The 17,027-nt window shown below is 68.6% G+C and carries 13 protein-coding genes; 10 read left to right on the forward strand and 3 right to left on the reverse strand.

The genetic code is table 11. The annotated features are described in order from the left end of the window. Positions 1-211: 211 nt before the first annotated feature. The gene (parE, locus tag ACOYJQ_RS14760; RefSeq protein ID WP_433459426.1) at positions 212-2,341 is read right to left on the reverse strand and encodes a DNA topoisomerase IV subunit B; all 2,130 of its coding nucleotides are present in this window, start codon (positions 2,339-2,341) and stop codon (positions 212-214) included. Positions 2,342-2,675: 334 nt separating this feature from the next. Between parE and ACOYJQ_RS14765 the strand changes: the two genes are divergently transcribed. Beyond that, positions 2,676-3,557, forward strand: coding sequence for a rhomboid family intramembrane serine protease (locus tag ACOYJQ_RS14765; RefSeq protein WP_433459428.1), 882 nt, complete (start codon positions 2,676-2,678; stop codon positions 3,555-3,557). Between the two features lie 114 nt (positions 3,558-3,671). Then, positions 3,672-4,106, forward strand: a complete 435-nt coding sequence (locus tag ACOYJQ_RS14770; protein WP_433459430.1) for a CBS domain-containing protein — start codon at positions 3,672-3,674, stop codon at positions 4,104-4,106. Positions 4,107-4,113: 7 nt separating this feature from the next. Here the strand turns inward: ACOYJQ_RS14770 and ACOYJQ_RS14775 are convergent, their stop codons facing one another. Further along, positions 4,114-5,196, reverse strand: a complete 1,083-nt coding sequence (locus ACOYJQ_RS14775; RefSeq protein ID WP_433459432.1) for a patatin-like phospholipase family protein — start codon at positions 5,194-5,196, stop codon at positions 4,114-4,116. A 585-nt stretch (positions 5,197-5,781) separates the two neighbouring features. Between ACOYJQ_RS14775 and ACOYJQ_RS14780 the strand changes: the two genes are divergently transcribed. Both ACOYJQ_RS14780 and ACOYJQ_RS14785 read left to right on the forward strand, forming a co-directional pair. After that, a complete protein-coding gene (locus tag ACOYJQ_RS14780; RefSeq protein WP_433459434.1) occupies positions 5,782-7,770 on the forward strand; it encodes an autotransporter assembly complex protein TamA in 1,989 nt (662 codons plus the stop codon). Next, a complete protein-coding gene (locus tag ACOYJQ_RS14785; protein ID WP_433459436.1) occupies positions 7,770-12,119 on the forward strand; it encodes a translocation/assembly module TamB domain-containing protein in 4,350 nt (1,449 codons plus the stop codon). Before ACOYJQ_RS14780 ends, ACOYJQ_RS14785 begins: the two co-directional genes overlap by 1 nt. A 106-nt stretch (positions 12,120-12,225) precedes the next feature. On the opposite strand, the gene ACOYJQ_RS14790 is transcribed toward ACOYJQ_RS14785, so the two are convergent. Beyond that, on the reverse strand, positions 12,226-12,456 hold the full coding sequence (locus ACOYJQ_RS14790) for a hypothetical protein (RefSeq protein ID WP_433459437.1): 231 nt from the start codon (positions 12,454-12,456) through the stop codon (positions 12,226-12,228). Positions 12,457-12,784: 328 nt separating this feature from the next. Between ACOYJQ_RS14790 and ACOYJQ_RS14795 the strand changes: the two genes are divergently transcribed. The 6 genes from ACOYJQ_RS14795 to nuoE are packed head-to-tail and all read left to right on the forward strand — an operon-like array spanning position 12,785 to position 17,025. Beyond that, the gene (locus ACOYJQ_RS14795; protein WP_433459439.1) at positions 12,785-13,150 is read left to right on the forward strand and encodes an NADH-quinone oxidoreductase subunit A; all 366 of its coding nucleotides are present in this window, start codon (positions 12,785-12,787) and stop codon (positions 13,148-13,150) included. Then, complete coding sequence (locus ACOYJQ_RS14800; protein ID WP_433459442.1) at positions 13,141-13,749, forward strand: NuoB/complex I 20 kDa subunit family protein; 609 nt, start codon at positions 13,141-13,143, stop codon at positions 13,747-13,749. Before ACOYJQ_RS14795 ends, ACOYJQ_RS14800 begins: the two co-directional genes overlap by 10 nt. Before the next feature lie 12 nt (positions 13,750-13,761). After that, positions 13,762-14,439: an NADH-quinone oxidoreductase subunit C gene (locus ACOYJQ_RS14805; RefSeq protein WP_433459443.1), complete on the forward strand. Its 678-nt coding sequence runs from the start codon at positions 13,762-13,764 to the stop codon at positions 14,437-14,439. Between the two features lie 2 nt (positions 14,440-14,441). Beyond that, positions 14,442-14,876, forward strand: a complete 435-nt coding sequence (locus ACOYJQ_RS14810; RefSeq protein WP_433459446.1) for a GFA family protein — start codon at positions 14,442-14,444, stop codon at positions 14,874-14,876. Next, the gene (locus ACOYJQ_RS14815) at positions 14,869-16,059 is read left to right on the forward strand and encodes an NADH-quinone oxidoreductase subunit D (protein ID WP_433459447.1); all 1,191 of its coding nucleotides are present in this window, start codon (positions 14,869-14,871) and stop codon (positions 16,057-16,059) included. The genes ACOYJQ_RS14810 and ACOYJQ_RS14815 overlap by 8 nt, the downstream gene beginning before the upstream one ends. Positions 16,060-16,092: 33 nt before the next feature. Then, a complete protein-coding gene (nuoE, locus tag ACOYJQ_RS14820; RefSeq protein ID WP_433459448.1) occupies positions 16,093-17,025 on the forward strand; it encodes an NADH-quinone oxidoreductase subunit NuoE in 933 nt (310 codons plus the stop codon). The last annotated feature ends 2 nt before the right edge of the window (positions 17,026-17,027 follow it).

Raw genomic sequence — 17,027 nt, forward strand, 5'->3', positions numbered from 1 at the left:
TCCACAAATCCTTCCCGGAGCTTCGCCCAGCGACCCCTCATGCATGCCTGCTTACGAAACGAAACACGAACACTATACAAGTTCTTAATGTGTTCTGCAAGCGCCACTATCCGCCCGGATCGTTAAAACTTGGCTTGTAAAACCGGCTTGCAGGCGAGGATTACGGCCCGGACGGGGATCTCGGCCGATTCATGCGTCGGCGCTCCTGCGGTCAGATATCGAGATCGGTGGCGAAGGCGGCGTTTTCCTGAATGAAGGAAAAGCGCGCCTCCGGTTTGTTGCCCATCAGCCGCTCCACCGCGTCGCCGGTCTGCGGGCGCGCGTCGTCGTCGACGACGACGCGCAGCAACGTGCGCTTGCGCGGGTCCATGGTGGTTTCCTTGAGCTGGGCGGGCAGCATCTCGCCAAGGCCCTTGAAGCGGCCGATTTCCACCTTCCTGCCCCTGAAGGTCGTGCGCATCAGTTCCTGCCGGTGCGATTCGTCGCGGGCGTAGACCGTCTTGCCTCCGTGGCTCAGCCGGAACAGCGGCGGCACGGCGAGGTAGAGATGGCGTTCGTCGATGAGGCGCGGCGTCTGCCGCCAGAAGAAGGTGATGAGAAGCGAGGCGATATGCGCGCCGTCGACATCGGCGTCCGTCATGATGATGACTTTCTCGTAGCGCAGGTCGGCGCTGCGATAGGCGGACCCCGTGCCGCAGCCGAGCGCCAGCATCAGATCGGCGATCTGCTGGTTTTGCACCAGCTTGTCCCGCCCGGCGGACGCCACGTTCAGGATCTTGCCGCGCAGCGGCAGGATCGCCTGCGTCGCGCGGTCGCGCGCCTGCTTGGCGGAGCCGCCGGCCGAATCACCCTCGACGAGAAAAAGCTCGGAGCCGGCCGCGCCCGCCTTCGTGCAGTCGGCGAGCTTGCCCGGCAGCCGCAGGCGGCGCGTGGCCGTCTTGCGGGCGATGTCCTTCTCGGCGCGGCGGCGCAGGCGCTCCTCCGCCCGTTCCACCGTCCAGTCGAGAAGGCGCGACGCCTGCTGGGGAGACGCCGCGAGCCAGTGGTCGAAGGCGTCGCGCACCGCGCTCTCCACGATGCGCCCGGCCTCGACGGTCGCGAGCCTGTCCTTCGTCTGGCCCTGAAATTCGGGTTCGCGGATGAACACCGACAGCATCGCGGCGCAGGAGACCATGACGTCTTCGGCCGTGATCTGCGCCGCGCGCTTGCTCTGGTTGACGCGCTCGGCGTGGTCGCGCAGCCCGCGCAGCAGCGCCGTGCGCAGGCCCTGCTCGTGCGTGCCGCCCTCGGGCGTGGGGATGGTGTTGCAGTAGGATGCGACGTGGCCGTCGTCCTCGGCGTACCAGGCGATGGCCCATTCGAGCGTGCCGTGCCCGCCCGGCTTGCCGTCGCCGCCGGCGCGGTCGACGCGCCCGGCGAAGATGCCGTCGACCACGAGCGCGCGGCCCTCGATCTCCTGCGAGAGATAATCCCTGAGACCGCCGGGAAAGCGGAACGTCGCCTCCGGCGGCACCTTGCCGTTGCCGGCGACGAGCTCCGGCGCGCAGCGCCAGCGGATTTCGACGCCCGCGAACAGAAACGCCTTCGAGCGCGCCATGCGGAAAAGGCGCGCCGGATCGAACCGCACGCCCTCGGCGAAGATGTCGGCGTCGGGCCGGAAGCGCACCGTCGTGCCGCGCCGGTTGTGAACGCGCCCCACGACCTCCAGCGGGCCGAGCGGCAGGCCGCGCGAATAGAACTGCCGATAGAGCGTCTGCCCGCGCGCCACCTCCACCTCCAGCGTCTCCGACAGCGCGTTGACGACGGAAACGCCGACGCCGTGCAGGCCGCCGGACGTCTCGTAGGCGTCGGAATCGAACTTGCCGCCCGCGTGCAGCGTGGTCAGGATGACCTCGAGCGCCGATTTGTCGGGAAACTTCGGATGCGGATCGACCGGAATGCCGCGGCCGTTGTCGGTGACGCTCAGGAAACCGTCCGCCGCCAGTTCCACCTCGATGAAGCTGGCATGCCCGGCCACGGCCTCGTCCATGGCGTTGTCGATGACTTCGGCGAAAAGGTGATGCAGGGCCTTCTCGTCCGTGCCGCCGATATACATGCCGGGCCGCCGCCGCACGGGCTCGAGCCCCTCCAGCACCTCGATGGACGCGGCCGTGTAGGCGGCCTCCGCGGGGGCGGGAGCCGCTTCCGGCGGGCGGGCGGGCCGGCCTTCGCCTCTGGCGGCGCGCCTCGCCGCGGGCGCCGGCGATGAGGGCTTCGCCGCCGCAGGAGAGGCGGCCCTTGCCGCCGCCCCGGAAACGGCATCCCGCTTCGCCGGGCCGAAAAGATCGTCGCTGTCCGTCATCGTGTCGTCCGATTCTCCCGAATCCGCCCGCGCCGCCCCCCAAGCAGGCGAACGGACAGGAAACATGCAGGTGTCGACCGATCTGTCAAGACGCAGCCGGACAGGAAGCCGGCGCGATATGTGGACGGGAGCGCCTGCGCGGCCGCGTGGCATGGCGGAATTGGCATGGCGGAATTGGCGTGGCGGGAATAGCGGGTCGGGAATAGCAGGTCGGCTTGCGGGCGTCTTTCGCCCCGGCGCGGTGGCGTGATAGGGTTGCGCCGTTGCTGCGCGCGTTTCGCGTTTCGCACGTCGTTCCGTCGAACGGGCGATCGGCGGGACGGGGCGGCGCGGCGTGTCCCGGACGGCGCGCCTTGCGGGCCGCCACGCCAAGCAGGTGCCCGTGTCTGATTTTCCCCCGCCCGATCATCCGCGCCGCCGCCCGGTTCGCGAACCCATGGCGCGCGAACCCATGGTGAATGCGCCCGGCGTCATCGTCGCCATCATCGCCCTTCTCGTGCTGGTGCATATCGCGCGCTCGCTGCTGGCGGCCGATGTCGCGGTCGACGTCATGCTGGCGCTCGCCTTCATTCCCGCCCGGCTCACGCTGCTCGTCGATCCCTCGCGGGCGCAGGCGATGTTCGAGGCGGCGTTTTCCGCCGGCGCGCAGCAGATGGCGCTCACGCGCTACATCCTTTCCGAAGGCGGCACGGCGCCGTGGTCGCTGCTGACCTACAGCCTGCTGCATGGCTCATGGATGCATCTGGGCTTCAACGGGCTTTGGCTGCTGGCCTTCGGCACGCCGGTGGCCCGCCGGTTCGGCACGGTGCGTTTTCTCGCGCTGTTCGTCGCCGCGAGCATCGCCGGGGCGCTGTTCTACTGGGTGATGCGCCCGAACGACGTCGTGCCGATGGTCGGCGCGTCCGGCGCGATCTCCGGCGTGATGGCGGCGGCGGCGCGTTTCGTGTTCTCGGCCGGCGGTCCGGTGTTCTTCGGGCGCGCCGCCTATCGCGGCGTGCATGCGCCGGCGCAGCCGCTCGTCGCGCTGCTGGAGAACCGGCAGGCGCTCGGCTTCATCGTGGTGTGGTTCGTCATCAACCTGCTCGCGGGCTTCGCCTCGGGCGTCATGGGCGCGGACGGCGCGATCGCGTGGGAGGCGCATATCGGCGGCTTCCTCGCCGGGCTGGCGCTTTTCCTGCCGCTCGATCCTGTCTCCCGCGCGCGCGGGCCGAACTGAAAGGAAGCCTTGCGTTCACGGGGCCCGGCGGGCACAATCGGAGCATCGCGAAGCCCGCACAGACGGGCGGCAGGCTCCCTCGCCAGGAGGGGCATGAACGGAAGGGAGGTCGTCATGACCACGGTTGCTATCATCATCAACGCCAAGGGGCGTTCGGTCATCACGCTTTCGCCGCAGCGGACCTTGCGCGAGGCGGTGGATCTGCTGGCGGAGCGGCGCATCGGCGCGCTCGTGGTGACGGGCGTCGACGGCGCGGTGCTCGGCATCCTGTCGGAGCGCGACGTGGTGCGCGTTCTGGCGAGCGAGGGCGCCCGCGTGCTCGATGACAAGGTTTCGCGCATCATGACGTCGCGGGTGAAGACCTGCACGCCTTACGATACCGTCGAGGACGTGATGGAAATGATGACGGCCGGGCGCTTCCGTCACGTGCCGGTGATGGACGGCGGCAAGCTCGCGGGCATCGTTTCCATCGGCGACGTCGTGAAACATCGGCTGGCCGATTTCGAGAACGAACACAAGGCGTTGCGCGAATATATCGCGACCGCCTGACGCCCGCTCATCCGGGCTCGCCCGACAGATAGGCGACGAGGTCCGGCAGCACGCGCTCCGTTGCCTTGACGCCGAGGTCGATGATCTCGGCGGCGCTGTCGAAGTCGAACAGGCCGACATGCGCCAGCCGCGGCGCGATCGTGACGTCGGGCGGATCGCCCGCGAGGCGCGAACGGGCGATGCGGTCCTGCGTGATGTTGAACGCATCCATCAGCACCGTCGCGAGGCCGGGGCCGCGGTTGTTGCGCGCGCCGAACATGCCCGCGCCGAAGCTCGCCGCATTCGCCGGGGAAGGCAGCGCGTTCTGGAGCGAGCCCAGAAAGCCGGTGCGCGTGCGGCCGTCGTCGGCCGGGCTCTCGTCCGGCGCGGGATCGATCTCCGGTGCGACGGCGGCGCGGGCGCGCGGGTCGCCGTTGAGGTTCACGGCGACCACCGCCTCCGCGCCGAGCACGCGCGCCGCCGTCACCGGGATGGGGTTGACCAGCGCGCCGTCCATCAGCCAGCGCCCCCGGACGCGAATGGCGTCGAAGACGCCCGGCAGCGCGTAGGATGCGCGCAGCGCTTCCGCCAGCGGACCGCGCGTCAGCCACACCTCATGCCCGGAGCCGAGCTCCGTGGCCACAGCGGTGAAACGGACGGGCAATTCCTCGATCGTGATCGGGCCGAGATGCGCGCGCAGCAGCTCTTGCAGGCGCTCCCCGCCGAGAAGGCCAGAACTGTTGAGGTGAAAATCCATCAGCGACACGATGCGGCGCACGGTGAGCGAACGGGCGAAGGCCTCCAGCGCGTCGAGCTTGCCCGCCGCATAGCAGCCGCCCACGACGGCGCCGATGGAGGTGCCCGCGATCACGGAAGGATGCAGACCTTCGCGCGCCAGCACACGCAGAACGCCGATGTGCGCCCAGCCCCGCGCCGCGCCGCCGCCGAGCGCCAGCCCCAGCCGGGGAGAGGCGACAACCGGCGCTCGCCTCGCCGCCTCCTGTTGCGCCGCGCCGTTTTCCGCATTTCCCGTCGCCGTCTGTTCCCTGCCCACCGCGTTTTCCCTGCCTGTGTCGGCGATGCCTGTGAGGCGCAAAATCCGATCCGGCACGATATCATATCTCCCGGCGTGTTGCCGACACGGACGGCGCGGATCACGTTTGCGCAGCGATGGGGCGTTTTGATGGTGTTCCGGGGCGAGGGAACCATCCTCGAAGGACAGCCATCTTCCGTCTGTGCCGGGGCAATGGCCGGATTGGCCGTTTGCGCGCGCTCCCGTCAAATGGAGCTGCCTGATCGACCAGAACTGGCTCAAACGAAAGTATCGCGGAGCATTTGCCGATCGGGTCGGATCGGCAAATGCTCCGGCGTTAACCAATCGCCAAAAGAGGTTTGCTATAAGAGACGTCACATTGTGGTCGTCATTTGCCGCGTCCATGTTTTCGTCCCTATCCCCGTTCGTGCCGTCATCCGGGATGGCCCATTGACGGGACGGGCTGAAAACGGTCAGTTTGCGAGCTGACGGCTCCGGTGAACAGGGTATGCGTGCGAGGCCCGATTCCGCGTGACAGAAGAGAGAACCATAGAGACTCCCGCCCCGCCCCGCGAAGCGGCCGCATGCCCGGTTTGCGCGCGCCGGAGCGTCTCCGGGCGCGGCTCGGTCCTTCACGCGCTTTCTCTTGCCGGGATCGCCGCCATGGCGCTGTGCTGCGTGCCGGAAGGGCGCGCGCTCGCGCAGGGTGCGGCCGCGCAGGATGCGGAGGCGTCGGAGGACGCCGGGACCGGATCGCGCCGCTCGTTCCTCGGCCGTCTCTACGATCGCATCGTCGGGCGGGAGCCGGAAGAGGAAGAGGCGGATGCGCTGCCGGTGCCGGACGGCGTGACGTATGCGGTGAGCTTCGACATTCCCGACGACAGCGCGGCGACGAAGTTGCGGGAAGTCTCCGATCTGGAGCGGCTGCGGCGGCAGTTGCCTTCCGGCGCCATCGGTCTCGTCGCCCGCGCCAATGCGGACAAGGGCCGGCTGATCTCGGCGCTGGAGGCGCTCGGCTATTATAACGGTCGCGTCGACATCACGCTCGCGGGCGCGCCGCTCGACAGCCCCGATGCGGCGAGGCGCATCGAGGCCGCCCGCCCCACGGGCCCGGTGCCCGTGCGCATCGCCGTCACGCCCGGCAAGCGCTACACGTTCGGCCGCTTCGCGCTCATCGACGCCGCGACGCAGCGGCCGTTGCCCTCGCCGGACTGGGAGGCGCTGGGGCTGCGGGCCGGCGATCCCGCCGTGAGCAGCGCCGTGCTGAGCGCGGAGGCGGCCCTCGTCAGCCGGTTCCGCGACGAGGGCTACGCCCGCGCCCGCGTGCCGGGGCGCCGGGCGACGGTCGATCACGCGCGCCTTGTCATGGATCTCGTGTTCCACGTCGACACGGGACCGAAGGCGCGATTCGGGCCGGTGACGGTTTCGGGAACCGAAAGGCTCGATCCGGCGTTCATCAAGGACCGTGTGCCGTTCAACGAAGGCGACGTGTTCTCGCCGGAGCCGATCGCCCGTTTGCGGCGCGAACTCGGCGCATATGACGTGTTCGAATCCGTGCGCATCGTGGAGGCGGATTATCTGACGGCCGACAACGAACTGCCGATCGAGGTGAGGGTGAGCGAGCGACTGCCGCGTTTCGTCGGTTTCGGCGCCAAATATTCGACCACCGAAGGGCCCGCCGCCAACGTCTACTGGGGGCACCGCAACCTGTTCGGCGGGGCGGAGCGCCTGCGCCTGGAGGCGCAGGTTTCGGGCGCCGACGTCGACACCGTGAACGGCCGCAGCCGCGCGACGACGATGGACAAGCTCGGCTACAAGGTCAGCGCGAGTTTCCTGAAGCCCGGCATCTTCACCGTGAAGGACGATCTCGTCGCGGAGGTCGCCGCGCTCAAGGAAATCACGGAGACTTACACACGGCAGGGCTTCATCGGTTCCGTTGGCGTGCGGCGGAAGTTCTCCGACGAACTGACCGGGCAGATCGGCCTGGACGTCGAGCGCGCCCGATACACGGCGCCGACCAATACATCCTATACCGACAGCGGCTGGTACACGCTGGTGGGCGTGCCGGCGCAGCTCGCCTACGATAACACCGGCGACAAGCTCAACCCCACGAGGGGCGTGCGGCTCAGCGGCAAGGTCACGCCCTATCCCTCGTTTCTCGGCTCCACCGTCGGCATGACGAAGCTCGATGTGACCGCCTCCGGCTATCTGCCGCTGGACGACGCCGCGCGTTACGTGCTGGCGGGGCGCGTGCGCGTCGGCTCGACCGTCGGCGCGGAGCTTGACGAGATTCCACCACCGCATCGCTTCTTCGCCGGCGGCGGCGGGTCGGTGCGCGGCTACGACTACCAGAGCCTCGGTCCGACCGATCCCGCGGGCGTGGCGATCGGCGGGCGCAGCCTTTTCGAGGGATCGGCGGAAGTGCGCGCCAAGGTCACGGACACCATCGGCGTGGTGGTGTTCGCGGACGCGGGCATGGCGTTCCGTTCCTCGATGCCGGAGTTCGACGAGACGCTGCGCTACTCGGCGGGGCTCGGGTTGCGCTACTACACCGGCATCGGGCCGATTCGCCTCGATGTCGCGCGCGGGCTCAATCGCGAGAGGGGCGATCCGCCCTACGGACTTTACATCAGCCTGGGACAAGCATTTTGATGAGCGACGGCGGATATCGGCGCGTTCGCATAAGGCGCAGGCGGCGCGGCACAGGCGTCGGCGGGCTGCTGCTGCGCCTCGCGGGCGGTGTCGCGGTGGCGGCGGTGGCCGGTTTCTTCTTCATGACCCGCACCGACACGGGCCGCGCCGCGCTGGTCGAGATCGTCGAGGGGCTGGCGGGCGGGCCGGATCTCTCGCTGTCCATCGGCAGGCTGGAGGGCGCGGTGCCGTTCGACATGACGGTGCGCGACGTGAGGGTCGCGGACGGGCAGGGCGTGTGGCTCGACATCGACCGGGCGCGGCTGGCATGGCGGCCGCTGGCGCTGCTGTCGGGCGTTCTCGACATCGCGGTCGTCGAGGCGGACAGGGTGGCGGTGGCGCGCGCGCCGGTTTCCTCGGGCGCGGCGGAAGCCGATTCGTCCTCGGCCGGGCTGCCGCAACTGCCGTTCGGCATCCGGCTCAACGAGCTGAAGGTCGGCGAGGTGGCGCTCGGCCCGGCGCTGTTCGGGCAGGAGGCGCGTCTTGCGGTGAACGGCTCGGCGGAACTTGTCGATCTGGCGCAGGGGCTCGACGTCGATCTCGCCGTCGACCGCATCGACGGGCAGCAGGGGCGCATCACCGGCCGCTTCGGCTACGCGCCCGAAGGAGAGGTGCTGACGCTCGACGTGCTGGCGCAGGAGCCGGCGGGCGGCATCGTGTCGCAAATCGCCGGCGTAGCCGATCTGCCGCCGCTGACGTTTTCGGCGAAGGGCGGCGGCCCGCTCGACGACTGGCGCGGGCAATTGTTGCTCGACCTTGCCGGCAAGGCCGGTGCAAACGGCGAACTGGCGGTGCGGCGCCAGGATGCGCAGCGCGTGCTGACGGCATCCATCGACGCGGATATCGCGGCGCTGTTGCCCGACACCCTCGCGCCGCTCGCCGGCGGCCGCAGCGCGCTTGCGGTGGAAGCGCATTTCGGTGACGACGGCAAGGTCGCGGTGACGCATGCGCAGCTCGACGCGGCGGCGGCCACGCTGAGCGCGCAAGGCCATTTCGATCCCGCCACGCAGGCGGTTTCCGCCAGCGCGCGCGTGACGGCGGGTGCGCCGCCGGTGTTCGCGCATCTGTCGCCGGAGCCGGTTTCGTGGTCCGGCGCGACGCTCGATGTGGATGTCGGCGGCACGCTGGCCGCGCTCGAAGGCAAGGCGGAACTCTCGGCCGGCGATCTCGCTGCTGCGGGCTACCGGGCGCAGGACGTGCGCATCGCCGCTCATGTTCTGGGTAACGGGCCGGTCGCGGACGAGGCGACGAAATTCGATCTCACGGTGGACGGCGACATCGCCGGCATCGCCGCGCCGGACGCCGCGCTGACGCGGATGCTGGGCGGAACGGCGAAGCTCACGGCGCGCGCCAGCGCGGACCGGACGCTGGTCGCGCATGTCGATGCCGCGCATCTGGCGCTCGCGCCGCTGTCGCTGCGCTTCTCGGGGATTGTCGATCCGGGCGAGATCATCGGCAAGGTGGCGCTGGAGAAGGCGGACCTCGCCGCCCTGCGCCCCTTCGCCGGGCCGGACCTCGCCGGCAGCGTGCGGCTCGATGCCGATGTGGATGTCGCTTTCGACATGTCCCGCCTCTCGGTGATGCTGGACGGCGCGGCCGAAGGGCTGCGCACCGGCGTGGCGCAGGCCGACGGGCTGACGGGCGGCAGGCTCGCGCTCAGCGGCGGCGTGACGCGGGCGCAGGACGGCGGTTTCGGCTTCAAGGCGCTGAAAATCGACGGCGCCGGGGTGAGCCTCGCGGCCGATGGTTCGGCCACGCAGAGCAACGCCGATGTGGTGGCGACGCTGACGCTGCCCGATCTCGGCAAGATCGATCGGCAATTGCAGGGGCGCGGCGAGATCGCCGTGACGCTCACCGGCAATCTGGACAGGCTGGACGGCAAGGCCGCCGTCTCGGTGCCGCAGGCGCGCGCCGCGGGGCGGCCGATCGAGGCGCTGAAGCTCGACATCGTGGCCGGCGACCTGCTCGGCGCCGTCAGCGGCACGCTCGCGCTCGGCGGCGCGGTGGACGGCAGGCCCGCGCGCGGCGCAGGCCGTTTCTCGCGCGCGGCCGACGGCGCGGCGCGGATCGACGATCTCGACATCGCGCTGGGCTCGGTTTCCGTGCGGGGCGCGGTAGCGCTCGACGCGGCGCAACTCGCCACCGGCCGCCTGAACATCGCGGCCGGCAACCTCGCCGATCTCTCGCCGCTGCTGCTGACGGAACTCGGCGGGCAGGTGAACCTTCAGGCGGACCTCTCCCGCGCCAACGGCGGCCAGAATGCGCGGATCGCGGGCAACATCGACCGATTCGCGGGGTTCGGCGCCTCGTTGCGCGGCGCGCGAATCGAGGCCACCGGCCGCGATCTGCTGCGCCAGCCGGTGCTCGATGCGCGAATCGAGATCGCCGAGGCGCTCGCGGGCGGCGTGTCCGTGCCGCGCGCCGTCATAACCGCCAGAGGAACCGGGCAGGCGACCGATGTGCGCGTCGAGGGCGTGGCGCAGGGCGCGGACGTGACGGCGGCGGCGCGGGTGACGCCTGGCGCGACGACGAGCGTGGTCGTCAATCAGGCGCGGCTGTCGCGCGGGAACGAGCGCATCGAGGTGGCGCCCAACGCGCGTATCGACATCGCGGGCGGTGCGGTGCGCATCTCGGGCCTCGAGCTGCGCGCCGGCGCCGGCCGCCTGCGGGTGGCGGGCGAGGCGGGCGAACGGCTCGATGTCAATGCGGCGATCCGGAACTTTCCGCTCGGCGTATCGGAGCTTTTCGCGCCCGGCCTCGGCCTTGCGGGCACGGTGTCGGGCGAGGCGAACGTGACGGGCGCCGCGGCGCGCCCGGACGGGCGCTACCGGCTCAACGTCGCCGGGATCACGCTGCCGGCCATCGCCGACGCCGGGCTGCGGCCGCTTGCGATCACGGCCTCCGGCGCATTGGGCGGAGGGCGGGTGACGACCGACGCCACCATCCGCGCGCAGAACGACATCGCGTTGCGCGTGCAGGGTTCGGCCCCGCTGGGCGAAGGCGATCTCGATCTCACGGTCACCGGGCCGGTCGATCTGGGTATCGCCAACACGGTGCTCTCGGCCAGCGGGCAGACGCTGACCGGCCGGGCGAACGTGGACCTGCGCCTGCGCGGCACGGCCGCCGCCCCCGCCGTGGGCGGCACGGTGCGCGTCGCCGGCGGGCAGTTCGTCGATCCGGTGCAGGGGCTCTTCTTCGACAACATCCAGGCGGTGGTGACGGGCAGCGAGCGCGAGCTGGTGCTCACGAGCCTCTCCGCCCGCACCCGCAACGGCGGCGTGGTGAACGGCGCCGGGCGCGTGGCCGTCGATCCCGCGGCGGGCTTTCCCGGCAACATCACCATCCGGGCGAACCGGGCGCAGCTCGTGGCGAGCGAGATGGTCAACATGGTGTCGAATCTCGATCTGGCCATTACCGGGCCGCTCGCCCACTCGCCGCGGCTCGCCGGCGCGATCAATGTCGACAACCTGCAAATCAACATTCCGAACCGTTTCCCGCTCTCGCTCGCGCCGATAGTGGTGCAGCATGTGCATCCGCCGCCGCGCGTGCGGGCGCGCATCGAGCGCGAGGAGGCCGCGGCCGCGCAGGCGACCGCCTCGACGCCCTTCGTGCTGGGGCTGGATATCGCGATCAATGCGCCGGCCCGCGTCTTCGTGCGGGGGCAGGGCATCAACGCGGAACTGGGCGGCACGCTCAAGGTGCGCGGCGACAGCAGCGCGCCGGTGGTCGACGGCGGTTTCCAGATGCGGCGCGGCACGCTCGCCGTCGTCGGCCGCACGCTGACCTTCTCGCGCGGAGAAGTGTCGTTCGTGGGCGGCAGCCTGGACCCGATGCTCGATTTCCTCGCCGAAGCGCCCGCCTCCGACGTGACGGCGCAGATCGGCGTGACGGGCTATGCGTCCAATCCCGAACTGTCGATCTCGTCGCGGCCCGAGCTGCCGCGCGACGAGGTGTTCGCGCGGCTTCTGTTCGGAAGGCCGGTGACGCGACTCACCACCTCGCAGACCATCCGGCTGGCGCAGGCCGTGGCGCAACTGACGGGCGTGGGGGGCGGCGACGCGCTGGGCACCCTGGGGCGCTCGCTGGGCGTTGATTCGGTGGATGTCGGCGCGGACGATTCCGGCAATGTCGACGTCGGCATCGGCAAGCGGATCAACGACAACATCTATCTGGGCGTCAAGCAGGGCGCGACACCCGCCTCCAGCCGCCTGACGGTCGATGTGGATATCACCGATCACATCAAGTTGCAGGGCGAGGCGGGCGCCGACGGATCGAGCGCGGTCGGCATCGGCATGGAATGGGATTATTGACGGCCGGGCAATGCCTTCCGGCCGCCGCCGATTCCGTCCGCGCAGTCCTTCGTTTCATGATCGCGCCGGTCTGAAACGGCCCGCGTTCGGACGCGAGGCGCGTGCGTCAGGCCGCGCGGTTGGCGCGCAGCTCCCACAGCGTCGCGATGCGCGAGGGAAGAAGGGTCGTGCCGCTTTCGGTCCGTATCCAGGCGATTTCCCGGTTCGCGTTGCGATGGGTCATCGCGAAAGCGACGGCATCCTCCAGAGTCGGAAAGTCGATCGCGTTTTCCGGGCGGGCATGGCGGCCGTGCGACCAGTATTGCAGGCGGGCCGGCTCGTGCATTTCGTCATTCATGGCATACCTCCTGACACATCCTTGCAGCAGGTTGACAACGTCCCGGGGTGACAAAATGTTCCATCTGTTCGGGACACTGGTTTATTCTAGCCGAAAGTATTACATCGATCAAAAACAGGGCTGAAGGACGCTCGCGGCACTTGCGTCATGCTCAAGGCTGGGATAAGCCTTCGTCGCACATGCGAACCGGTCTAAGGCGGAGAATCTTTCAGGTTTTCCTGTAGTTTCCGCTGCGATGTATTGAAGTTACGGCTCGCGCATCCCGGCTCCGAAGCCGGGCCATCGCTCCGCCCGGCCGTCCGGGCGGCGGACGCCGTTGGAGGATCGAATGCAGGATTTGCTGTCGGATTATCTGCCGCTGGTCATATTCCTGGGAGTTTCGCTGGTGATCGGCCTGGCGCTGCTCGTGTCGCCGTTCCTCCTCGCCTACAAGAATCCCGACCCCGAAAAGCTGTCGGCCTACGAATGCGGCTTCAACGCCTTCGATGACGCGCGCATGAAGTTCGATGTCCGCTTCTACCTGGTGGCCATCCTGTTCATCATCTTCGATCTGGAAGTGGCGTTCCTGTTTCCGTGGGCGATCACGTTCGGAGAACTGGGCTGGTTCGGCTTCTGGTCGATGATGGCGTTCCTCGGCGTGCTCACCGTCGGTTTCGTCTACGAATGGAAGAAGGGAGCCCTCGAATGGGATTGATCGGCGATTCTGGGCGCGGTCTCGCCGGCCGCCCCGCCGGCGCGCTGGTGGCTCCCGCCCCGCGCGGCATCATCGATCCGAACACGGGCAAGCCCGTGGGGTCCGACGATCCGTTCTTCTCCGGCATCAACGACGAGCTCGCCGACAAGGGCTTCCTCGTCACGGCCACGGATGAGCTCATCAACTGGGCGCGCACCGGCTCGCTGATGTGGATGACCTTCGGTCTCGCCTGCTGCGCCGTGGAGATGATGCAGGTGTCCATGCCGCGCTACGACGTGGAGCGCTTCGGCTTCGCGCCGCGCGGCAGCCCGCGCCAGTCGGACGTGATGATCGTGGCCGGCACGCTGACCAACAAGATGGCGCCGGCGCTGCGCAAGGTTTACGACCAGATGCCGGAGCCGCGCTACGTCATCTCGATGGGCTCGTGCGCCAACGGCGGCGGCTACTACCATTATTCGTATTCCGTGGTGCGCGGCTGCGACCGCGTGGTGCCGGTGGACATCTACGTGCCGGGTTGCCCGCCCACGGCGGAGGCGCTGCTCTACGGCGTGCTGCTTCTGCAAAAGAAGATCCGCCGCATCGGCACGATCGAGCGCTAGGAGGCAGTGGCCATGAGCGTGGGAAACAGCCGCGTGGGAAACGAGCGCGAGGACAACGGACAGGGCGCTGCAGAGGCTGCGCCGGTGCTGTCGCCGCTGGAGCAACACGGCGCGGCTATCGCCGCGGCGCTTCCCGATGCGGTCATCGGCACCGTGGTCGCCTATGGGGAGCTGACCGTGCTGGCGCGGCGGGAGGCGATCGTCGCGGTGCTGACCCATCTGCGTGACGACGCGGATTGCCTCTACGTCAATTTCACCGATATCTGCGGCGTCGATTATCCCGATCGGGACGAGCGCTTCGATGTCGTCTACCATCTGCTGTCGCCGCGCCATAACCGGCGCATCCGGGTGAAGGTGGCGACCGACGAGTTCACGCCGGTGCCGAGCGCGGTCGGCGTGTTTCCGTCGGCCGACTGGTACGAGCGCGAGACTTACGATCTTTACGGCGTGCTGTTCGCCGACCATCCCGACCTGCGCCGCCTGCTCACGGATTACGGTTTCGAGGGGCATCCGCTGCGCAAGGATTTTCCGCTCACCGGCTATGTCGAGGTGCGTTACGACGACGAGCGCAAGCGCGTCGTCTACGAGCCCGTGAAGCTCGTGCAGGAGTTTCGCACTTTCGATTTCCTGTCGCCGTGGGAGGGCACCGAATACGTGCTGCCCGGCGATGAAAAGGCGGGAGGCAAGTGATCATGGGCCATGCTGTCATGAACGCCCGGTGCCTGTGCGGCGCGGTCGAGCTGACCGCCGCGCCGGAAAACGATGAGGCCGGCGTCTGTCATTGTACGATGTGCCAGCGGTGGGCCGGCGGCATCTCGATCACCCGCGCCTGCGCCGATCTCACGGTGGTGAAGGGCGATGCCCTCGGCGTCTACGATTCGTCACAGTGGGGCGAGCGCGGTTTCTGCCGCGAATGCGGCTCGTCGCTGTTCTGGCGGGCGAAGGACGGCACGCACAGCGTGGTGGCGGTCGCCGCTTTCGACGGTCATGACGGCGTGCGGCTGACGAGCGAGATCTTCTACGATTGCAAGCCCGGCTACTACGCTCTCGCCAACGATACGAAGAAGATGACGGAGGCGGAAACGATCGCCTTCTTCACCGGCGCTCAGGACGGCAATCATGGCTGAAGCGGACGTTCGCACCTTCAACATCAACTTCGGCCCCCAGCATCCGGCCGCGCACGGCGTGTTGCGTCTCGTGCTGGAGCTTGACGGCGAGGTCGTGGAGCGGGTCGATCCGCACATCGGCCTGCTGCACCGCGGCACCGAGAAGCTGATCGAATACAAGACCTATCTTCAGGCGACGCCGTATTTCGACCGGCTCGACTACGTGGCGCCGATGAACCAGGAGCACGCTTTCGTGCTCGCGATCGAGAAACTTCTCGGCATCGACGTGCCGCGTCGCGGGCAACTCATCCGGGTGCTGTATTCGGAGATCGGCCGCATTCTGGCGCATTTGCTGAACTTCACCACGCAGGCGATGGACGTCGGCGCGCTCACCCCGCCGCTGTGGGGCTTCGAGGAGCGCGAGAAGCTGATGATCTTCTACGAGCGGGCCTGCGGGGCGCGGCTTCACGCCAATTACTTCCGTCCCGGCGGCGTGCATCAGGATCTGCCCCCCGATCTCGTCGACGACATCGAGGCTTTCTGCGATCCGTTCCTGAAGGTCTGCGACGATCTGGAAGATCTCGTGTTGACCAACCGCATCTTCAAGCAGCGCAACGTCGATATCGGCGTCGTGTCGCTGGAGGATTGCTGGGCGTGGGGGTTTTCGGGCGCGATGGTGCGCGGTTCGGGTGCGGCATGGGACCTGCGCCGGGCGCAGCCCTACGAGTGCTACGACGAGATGGAATTCGACATTCCCGTCGGCAAGAACGGCGACTGCTACGACCGGCAGGTGATTCGCATGGAGGAGATGCGCCAGTCCGTGCGCATCATGCGCCAATGCATCGCCAAGCTGCGCGAGCCGGCGGGGCAGGGGCCGGTGTCGAGCGCGGATCACAAGGTGGTGGCGCCCAGGCGCGGCGACATGAAGCGTTCGATGGAAGCGCTCATCCATCACTTCAAGCTGTTTACGGAAGGCTTCCATGTGCCGGCGGGCGAGGTTTACGCGGCCGTGGAGGCGCCGAAGGGCGAGTTCGGCGTCTATCTCGTGGCGGACGGCACCAACAAGCCCTACCGCTGCAAGATCCGCGCGCCGGGCTTCGCCCATCTTCAGGCCATGGATTTTCTGTGCCGCGGCCACATGCTGGCCGACGTGTCGGCCATTCTCGGCTCGATCGATATCGTGTTCGGTGAGGTGGATCGCTGAACTTCTCACGCGATCAAGGAAGTGGGTGACGGTATGTCCGTTCGCAGGCTAGCGCCAAAGGAAATTCAGCCGGAAGGTTTCGCCTTCACGCCGGAGAACACGGCTTGGGCTGAGCGGATCATCGCCAAATACCCGGAGGGGCGGCAAGCCTCGGCCGTGATCTCGCTGCTGTGGAAGGCGCAGGAGCAGGGCGGCGGCTGGGTGTCGGAACCGGCGATCCGCACCATCGCCGAGCTGTTGAAGATGCCCTACATCCGGGTGCTGGAGGTCGCGACCTTCTACACCATGTTCAACCTGCAACCGGTGGGGCGCTACTTCATCCAGTTCTGCGGCACGACGCCGTGCCGGCTGCGCGGGGCGCAGGAAATCCAGGACGTGCTGGAGGAACGCATCGGCCATCAGGGCCATATAACCGAGGACGGCCTGTTCTCGTGGCTCGAGGTGGAATGTCTCGGCGCCTGCTGCAACGCGCCCATGGTGCAGATCAACGATGATTATTACGAGGATCTGACGCCCGAGAACTTCAACAGGCTGCTCGATGATCTTGCCGCCGGCCGGCCGGTGAAGCCCGGCCCGCAGAACGGGCGCGTGGCCTCGGAGCCGCAGGATGCGGTCAATACGCTCCTCGATCCCGCGCTGTACGACGGCTCGGTGATCGGGAGCTGGCGCAAGCGCTTCGAGGAAGAGGAGGCGCGCGCCAGGGCGGAAGCGGAGACGAAGGCCGCTGCGGAGAAGGCGCAGGCTGCGCGCGACGCGGTATTGCCCGATCCGGCAAAGCCCGCGACGACCCGTCCGGGCGAGCAGGCCGCGCAGGCGCCCGCCCAGCGGGTCGCCGAAGGCAAGGATCCGATCAAGCCCGAGCACAAGGAAGCGGCCTCGCCCGCCACCGCGCCCGAGGCGGAGGCTCGCAAGGCCGATCAGAAGTTGGCCGACGAAAAATTGGCCGACAGCAAGGCGAAGGAGTGATC

This window comes from Pseudochelatococcus sp. (assembly GCF_050946405.1).
GTDB lineage: Bacteria > Pseudomonadota > Alphaproteobacteria > Rhizobiales > Beijerinckiaceae > Pseudochelatococcus.

Excerpts from the sequence above, each read along its gene's own strand:
- parE (WP_433459426.1), bottom strand. The coding sequence starts at position 2,341 with ATGACGGACAGCGACGATCTTTTCGGCCCGGCGAAGCGGGATGCCGTT.
- ACOYJQ_RS14770 (WP_433459430.1), top strand. The coding sequence starts at position 3,672 with ATGACCACGGTTGCTATCATCATCAACGCCAAGGGGCGTTCGGTCATC.
- ACOYJQ_RS14780 (WP_433459434.1), top strand. The coding sequence starts at position 5,782 with ATGGCGCTGTGCTGCGTGCCGGAAGGGCGCGCGCTCGCGCAGGGTGCG.
- ACOYJQ_RS14785 (WP_433459436.1), top strand. The coding sequence starts at position 7,770 with ATGAGCGACGGCGGATATCGGCGCGTTCGCATAAGGCGCAGGCGGCGC.
- ACOYJQ_RS14790 (WP_433459437.1), bottom strand. The coding sequence starts at position 12,456 with ATGAATGACGAAATGCACGAGCCGGCCCGCCTGCAATACTGGTCGCAC.
- ACOYJQ_RS14795 (WP_433459439.1), top strand. The coding sequence starts at position 12,785 with ATGCAGGATTTGCTGTCGGATTATCTGCCGCTGGTCATATTCCTGGGA.
- ACOYJQ_RS14800 (WP_433459442.1), top strand. The coding sequence starts at position 13,141 with ATGGGATTGATCGGCGATTCTGGGCGCGGTCTCGCCGGCCGCCCCGCC.
- ACOYJQ_RS14805 (WP_433459443.1), top strand. The coding sequence starts at position 13,762 with ATGAGCGTGGGAAACAGCCGCGTGGGAAACGAGCGCGAGGACAACGGA.
- ACOYJQ_RS14810 (WP_433459446.1), top strand. The coding sequence starts at position 14,442 with ATGGGCCATGCTGTCATGAACGCCCGGTGCCTGTGCGGCGCGGTCGAG.
- ACOYJQ_RS14815 (WP_433459447.1), top strand. The coding sequence starts at position 14,869 with ATGGCTGAAGCGGACGTTCGCACCTTCAACATCAACTTCGGCCCCCAG.
- nuoE (WP_433459448.1), top strand. The coding sequence starts at position 16,093 with ATGTCCGTTCGCAGGCTAGCGCCAAAGGAAATTCAGCCGGAAGGTTTC.